We start from the raw sequence: 6,209 nt of genomic DNA on the forward strand, positions 1-6,209 counted from the left end.
GGCGGATCTTGATAGTGATCCGCCCCCGCTTCGTTCATTTGTGTTTCTGGAGGAACCTGCTATCGCCGCACCAAAGAGAAACCGCGTCAACAAGGAAATCAATGTGCCGGAGGTCCGGCTGATCGGCGCGGATGGAAATCAGGTCGGGGTCGTCAATACGCGCGAAGCGTTGGATATGGCCGCCGAGGCTGCACTTGACCTTGTCGAGATCGTACCAACGTCCGAGCCGCCGGTTTGCCGGCTGATGGATTTCGGACGGTTTCTCTTCGATCAAAAGAAGAAAAAGAACGAGGCCAAGAAGAAGCAGAAGCAGGTTCAGATTAAGGAAGTGAAATTTAGGCCAGGGACGGACGAGGGAGACTATCAGGTCAAACTACGCAACCTGACGCGTTTCCTCCAAGAAGGGGACAAGGCCAAGGTGACCATGCGATTCCGGGGGCGAGAACATGCCCACCGCGAACTCGGCTTGGAACTCCTCCGACGGATCGAAAACGATCTGGCGGCCTTGAGCATCGTGGAACAGCAGCCGCTCATGGAAGGGCGTCAGATGGTCATGGTGCTTGGCCCCAAAAAGAAATAGCGACGATCGAAACATCTGCTTCGGGACGATTCAGGCTGAGGCCTCTCAGAGGCAACGCATCGGGCGCCGCAGGCGCCCGATGCGTTCGTGAATATCCCCTGGTCGGTGTGCGTCGCATCCATAACATCAGCAAATAGCGGAGTATTTGAGACCCATGCCTAAGCTGAAAACCAATCGCGGAGCCGCGAAGCGCTTCAAGCGCACCGCCTCCGGTATCAAGTGCAATGCCTCTCATCGGCGTCACATCCTGACCAAGAAGAGCACCAAGCGGAAGCGTCAACTGCGTTCGCCGCAGCGCATCCACAAGTCGGATGTGCGCATGGCGCTACGGATGATTCCCTACTGCTAATCGAGTCGCTCGACTGATCGGGTCTGTGTACCGATCAGGCGATTGCACTAAGTCAAGTTACCGGAGAGTTTAGATGCCAAGAGTGAAACGTGGTGTGACGGCGCATGCCCGCCACAAGAAGTTGCTGGACGAGGCCAAGGGTTATTACGGCGCGCGCAGCAAGGTTTATCGGGTCGCCAAGCAAGCGGTCGTCAAGGCCGGTCAATATGCCTACCGTGACCGTCGCCAGAAGAAGCGTCAGTTCCGTGCGCTCTGGATCGCCCGTATCAACGCGGCGGCTCGTGACAACGGTTTGTCCTACAGCCGTCTGATCGCCGGTTTGAAGCTGGCGGGCGTCGAGGTGGATCGCAAGATGCTGGCGGACATCGCCTATCACGACAGCGTTGCCTTTGCGGCGATCGCCGAGCAGGCGAAGACGGCTTTGGCCTGATCCAACGCCATCCCGTCCGCGTCTACCGGCGACAAAGAGGGAAAGGCCCCGGTCTTTCCCTTTTTTCGTTTGGGGCGGGCGGACGAACCTGATATCCAGCCGGAAGACTCAAAGCATGGCCGAACATACGGGACTTGGTATCGACGCGTTGCGCGATGCCGCTATCGAGGCAATCGAGAGCGCGACCGATCTCGCCGCGCTCGATCAGGTGCGCGTTCGTTATCTGGGCAAGAGCGGTGAGATGACCGCGCTGCTCAAGCGGCTCGGCACTCTGCCGGCGGAGGAGCGCCCGGCGGCGGGTCAGGAGATCAATCGGGCGAAGGTGGCCGTGCAGGAGGCCATCGATACGCGCAAGAGCGACCTGGAGCAGGCATCGCTGGCCGCGCGACTGGCAGCCGAGCGGATCGACGTCAGCCTGCCAGGTCGTGGACAGCAGCCCGGCGGACTGCATCCCGTGACCCGTGCGCTGCGTCGCATCGAGCGTCTCTTCGCCAACTCCGGGTTCGCCGTGGTCGAGGGTCCCGAGGTCGAGGACGCCTATCACAACTTCGAGGCGCTCAACATCCCCGAGCATCATCCGGCGCGGGCGATGCACGATACCTTCTATTTCGACGCGGACCGTCTGCTGCGCACTCACACCTCCCCGGTGCAGATCCGGGTGATGGAGAGTCAGACGCCGCCGCTCAAGATCATTGCGCCGGGGCGGGTCTATCGCTGCGACTCCGACCTGACGCACACCCCGATGTTCCATCAGGTCGAGGGTCTGCTGGTTGACGAGAACGTGAGCTTCGCCGATCTCAAGGGTGTGCTCTACGATTTCCTGAGCAACTTCTTCGAGCGTGACCTGGCGCTGCGCTTTAGGCCCTCTTACTTCCCCTTCACCGAGCCTTCGGCTGAGGTCGACATCCAGTGCGTCATGTGCGGCGGCAGCGGCTGCCGGGTGTGCAAGCAGACTGGTTGGCTGGAAGTGCTTGGCTGCGGCATGGTCTATCCCGAGGTGTTCCGGCACGTCGGCATCGATCCCGATCGCTACCTGGGCTATGCCTTTGGCATGGGCGTCGAGCGTCTCGCCATGCTGCGCTATGGCATCGACGACATCCGCCTCAACTTCGACAACGACCTGAGATATCTGCGCCAGTTTGCCTGACGCAGACTCGGCGAGCGCCGACATCCGCGTTCGGCATCATGAATTCATTACTCTCGTCAGGCGCGATCGGCTTGGCGAGCGACGACGGGAAATCGAGACATGCGATTCAGTGAGGCTTGGCTCCGCGAGTGGGTGAATCCACCGGTCGATACCCAGCAATTGGCCGATCAACTCAGCATGGCGGGACTGGAGGTGGATGCGGTCGAGCCGGCGGCGTCTGCTTTCAGCGGTGTCTTTGTTGGTCTGGTGCGAGCGATCGCACCTCATCCAGACGCCGCCAAGCTGCGTATCTGTTCGGTCGATGTGGGGCAGGGCGATCCGCTGCAGATCATCTGTGGCGCGGCTAACGTCGCCGAGGGGATGCGGGTTCCGGTCGCTACCATCGGTGCCCGTCTGCCCGGCGACTTCAAGATCAAGCGCGCCAAGCTGCGCGGGGTTGAGTCCTTCGGCATGATCTGCTCGGCCAAGGAACTGGGGCTGGCCGAGTCATCCGATGGCATTCTGCCGCTGCCCGCCGATGCGCCGTTGGGCGAGGATTTTCGCGCCTGGCTGGCATTGGACGATCAGTGCATTGAGGTCGATCTGACGCCGGATCGCGGCGACTGTCTGGGTCTCGCCGGGCTGGCGCGCGAGGTGGCCGTGATCAACCGCTCGCCGCTGACGCCGCCCGCGATCGAGCCCGTTGCGGTCGTTTGCAACGACCGCTTTCCGGTCGATTTGGTTGCCCCGGCGTCCTGTCCGCGCTACGTCTGTCGCGTAATCCGTGGTATCGACCCGACGGCCGAGACGCCCATGTGGATGCAGGAGCGTCTGCGTCGCGGCGGCATCCGTGCCATCAGTCCGGTGGTCGACGTCACCAATTATGTGCTGCTGGAGCTGGGTCAGCCGATGCACGGCTTCGACCTGGCCAAGCTTTCCGGCGAGATCCGTGTGCGCATGGCCGGTGCCGGCGAACGTCTGGCGCTGCTCAACGGCGAAGAGGCGACGCTGCGCGAGGATACGCTGGTCATCGCCGATGCCGAGCGGGCGGTCGCCATGGCTGGCATCATGGGCGGCTCCGAGACCGGCGTCGGTGACACGACCCGGGATATCCTGCTCGAAAGCGCCTTTTTCGCCCCACTGGCCATCAGTGGTAAGGCCCGCTCCTACGGTCTGCACACAGACTCCTCGCATCGCTTCGAGCGTGGCGTGGATCCCGATCTCCAGGTGCGTGCGATCGAGCGCGCGACCGCGTTGCTGCTCGACATCGTCGGCGGTATGCCTGGCCCGGTTCAGGAAACCTGTTCGGAAAAATACGTGCCGCAGCGTCGGACCTTGCCGTTGCGCGAGCGTCGTATCGTCCAGATGCTGGGGCTGGAGCTGCCGACCGAGACCATCGAGGATATTCTTGAGCGTCTTGGCATGGATCTGGAGCGTACCGCCGACGGTTGGATGGTCACGCCGCCGAGCGCCCGTTTCGATCTGGTCCAAGAGGTCGATTTGATCGCCGATGTTGGTCGCATCTATGGCTACGATCGCATCCCGGTTTCGCATGCCAGCGCCTCCTCGGTGACCAAGTCGGCGCCCGAGGCGGGCTTCGACCTGGATCGCGCCCGTCTCGCATTGGTCGATCGCGGTTTCCACGAGGTCATCACCTATAGCTTCGTCAGTCCCGAGATGCAGGAGTTGGTCGAGCCTGGCGCCGAGACGCTCAAGCTGGCCAATCCCATCAGCGCCGATCTTTCGACCATGCGAACCAGCCTCTGGCCCGGTTTGCTGCAGAGCGCGCTCTACAACCAATCCCGCCAGCAGGATCGCGTGCGGCTCTTCGAATCTGGACTGCGTTTTCGGGTGACGCCCGAGGGGTTGTGCCAGGAACCGGGCATCGGCGGTCTGGTGGCCGGCGGCGTCACGCCCGAGCAGTGGGAGCAGAAGTCGCGTCCGGTCGATTTCTACGATCTCAAGGCCGATGTCGAGGCCCTGCTGGCCTTGACGGGCGCGGCGGAAGAGTTTCGCTTCGTCTCCGGCGAGCATCCAGCTTTGCATCCGGGGCAGACCGCCCGTATCGAGCGCAATGGCGAGCCGGTCGGTCTTATGGGGATGCTGCATCCCTCCGTCGCCGCCAAGCTAGATCTGGATGGCGACGTCTTCCTCTTCGAGCTGAATATGCTGCCGCTGGCCGAGGGCATTCTGCCGCGATATCGGCAGATCTCGCGCTTTCCGGCCATTCGCCGCGACCTGGCCCTCCTGGTCGACGAGGGGGTTACGTACGGGGCGATAGAAGCCTGCATCCGCGCGGCCGAACCCGACCTGCTGCGCGAGCTGGTGCTGTTCGACGTTTACACTGGTCAGAACATCGATTCTGGACGAAAAAGCCTCGCTTTGGGATTGATTTTACAGTCTTCTTCCCAGACACTTACGGAAGATTTAATCGAAAAAACGGTGGGGCGGATCCTAGATCGTCTTACCTCGGAACTTGACGCACGATTGAGAGATTGAAGGTATGGCATTGACCAAAGCCGAAATGGCTGAACATCTGTTCGAAGAGCTCGGGCTCAACAAGCGCGAGGCCAAAGACATCGTCGAGATGTTCTTCGAAGAGATCCGCACCGCACTGGAGCGGGGCGAGCAGGTCAAGCTGTCCGGATTCGGCAACTTCGATCTGCGCGAGAAGAAGGAGCGTCCGGGACGCAATCCCAAGACCGGCGAGGAGATCCCGATCACCGCCCGCCGCGTGGTCACCTTCCGACCCGGACAGAAGCTCAAATCGCGTGTGGAGGCCTATGCTGGAACCGATCGATAGTGGTAACGGTCTCGGCGAGGGCGATCTCCCGCCCATCCCGGGAAAGCGTTATTTCACCATCGGCGAGGTCAGCGAACTGTGCGGCGTCAAGCCGCACGTCCTGCGCTATTGGGAGCAGGAATTCCCCCAGCTCAAACCTGTGAAGCGCCGGGGCAACCGGCGCTACTACCAGCGGCACGACGTCCTTATGGTCCGGCAGATCCGCAATCTGCTCTATGACCAGGGGTTCACTATTGGCGGCGCTCGCCAGCAATTGAGCGGTGAGGGCGCTAAGCACGACATGGATCAAACCCACCAGATCCTGCGCCAGATGCGCCTGGAACTCGAAGAGATCCTCCAGGTTTTGCGCCGCTGATTGTTAGCTCGATATTAGTGCTTGCGTTGTTGGAGAAAGGTACGTAAAATTCTCCCTTCTGTTGCGGGGTGGAGCAGTCAGGCAGCTCGTCGGGCTCATAACCCGAAGGTCGTAGGTTCAAATCCTGCCCCCGCTACCATTATTGATTGGCGAAAGACCTGGATCATGTCTTAGGTCTTTTGTTTTTGGAACGGCGTTAATCGCTGTTTGCGAGTCAGGATGTAAGTCGAGAGAGTTAGAGCGAATCGCTCTGAACTAAAGCTTGACACGTTAGGCGCTGGATGTGCTATAGTTTACGGCTCGCTGATTAGGAATTTGGCGAGGCTCTGCGACAGCGGAGCGGTCCTCTGAAAAAGAGGGGTTGACAGACCCGAAGGGAAGCGTAGAATGGTCGGTCTTGGCAGCGATTAACCGCTGCGATCGAAACGCTCTTTAACAATCTGTTCAGATAATTTGTGTGGGTGCTCCGGTGTCGCTTTGGGTTCCAAAGAGATATCGAAGGAGCATCTTCAGTGAAGATGAACCGTCGAGCAAGGATTACCTCTATCTTCGGATAGGGAAGCAGA

The 6,209-nt window shown here is 60.6% G+C and carries 7 protein-coding genes and 1 tRNA gene; all 8 read left to right on the forward strand.

Annotated elements, in window-relative coordinates:
- The first annotated feature begins 46 nt into the window (after nt 1-46).
- The 8 genes from infC (at nt 47) to THIDRDRAFT_RS21105 (ending at nt 5,782) form a co-directional block, all read left to right on the forward strand.
- A complete protein-coding gene (infC, locus tag THIDRDRAFT_RS21070) occupies nt 47-580 on the forward strand; it encodes a translation initiation factor IF-3 (RefSeq protein WP_040845694.1) in 534 nt (177 codons plus the stop codon).
- Nucleotides 581-734: 154 nt separating this feature from the next.
- Complete coding sequence (rpmI, locus tag THIDRDRAFT_RS21075) at nt 735-929, forward strand: 50S ribosomal protein L35 (RefSeq protein WP_007042952.1); 195 nt, start codon at nt 735-737, stop codon at nt 927-929.
- Between the two features lie 73 nt (nt 930-1,002).
- A complete protein-coding gene (gene rplT, locus THIDRDRAFT_RS21080; protein WP_007042953.1) occupies nt 1,003-1,359 on the forward strand; it encodes a 50S ribosomal protein L20 in 357 nt (118 codons plus the stop codon).
- Nucleotides 1,360-1,474: 115 nt separating this feature from the next.
- Nucleotides 1,475-2,506, forward strand: coding sequence for a phenylalanine--tRNA ligase subunit alpha (gene pheS / locus THIDRDRAFT_RS21085; RefSeq protein ID WP_007042954.1), 1,032 nt, complete (start codon nt 1,475-1,477; stop codon nt 2,504-2,506).
- Between the two features lie 99 nt (nt 2,507-2,605).
- Entirely contained in the window at nt 2,606-4,984 is a 2,379-nt protein-coding gene (gene pheT / locus THIDRDRAFT_RS21090) for a phenylalanine--tRNA ligase subunit beta (protein WP_007042955.1), read from the forward strand.
- 4 nt (nt 4,985-4,988) lie between these two features.
- Entirely contained in the window at nt 4,989-5,288 is a 300-nt protein-coding gene (ihfA, locus tag THIDRDRAFT_RS21095) for an integration host factor subunit alpha (RefSeq protein WP_007042956.1), read from the forward strand.
- The gene (locus THIDRDRAFT_RS21100) at nt 5,269-5,643 is read left to right on the forward strand and encodes a MerR family transcriptional regulator (RefSeq protein WP_007042957.1); all 375 of its coding nucleotides are present in this window, start codon (nt 5,269-5,271) and stop codon (nt 5,641-5,643) included. Before ihfA ends, THIDRDRAFT_RS21100 begins: the two co-directional genes overlap by 20 nt.
- 62 nt (nt 5,644-5,705) lie before the next feature.
- Nucleotides 5,706-5,782, forward strand: a tRNA-Met gene (locus THIDRDRAFT_RS21105).
- Nucleotides 5,783-6,209: the final 427 nt, after the last annotated feature.

Source organism: Thiorhodococcus drewsii AZ1, from assembly GCF_000224065.1.
In the GTDB taxonomy this organism is placed as follows: domain Bacteria; phylum Pseudomonadota; class Gammaproteobacteria; order Chromatiales; family Chromatiaceae; genus Imhoffiella; species Imhoffiella drewsii.

Coding starts and splice junctions, on each gene's coding strand:
- rpmI (WP_007042952.1), top strand. CDS start 735: ATGCCTAAGCTGAAAACCAATCGCGGAGCCGCGAAGCGCTTCAAGCGC.
- rplT (WP_007042953.1), top strand. CDS start 1,003: ATGCCAAGAGTGAAACGTGGTGTGACGGCGCATGCCCGCCACAAGAAG.
- pheS (WP_007042954.1), top strand. CDS start 1,475: ATGGCCGAACATACGGGACTTGGTATCGACGCGTTGCGCGATGCCGCT.
- pheT (WP_007042955.1), top strand. CDS start 2,606: ATGCGATTCAGTGAGGCTTGGCTCCGCGAGTGGGTGAATCCACCGGTC.
- ihfA (WP_007042956.1), top strand. CDS start 4,989: ATGGCATTGACCAAAGCCGAAATGGCTGAACATCTGTTCGAAGAGCTC.
- THIDRDRAFT_RS21100 (WP_007042957.1), top strand. CDS start 5,269: ATGCTGGAACCGATCGATAGTGGTAACGGTCTCGGCGAGGGCGATCTC.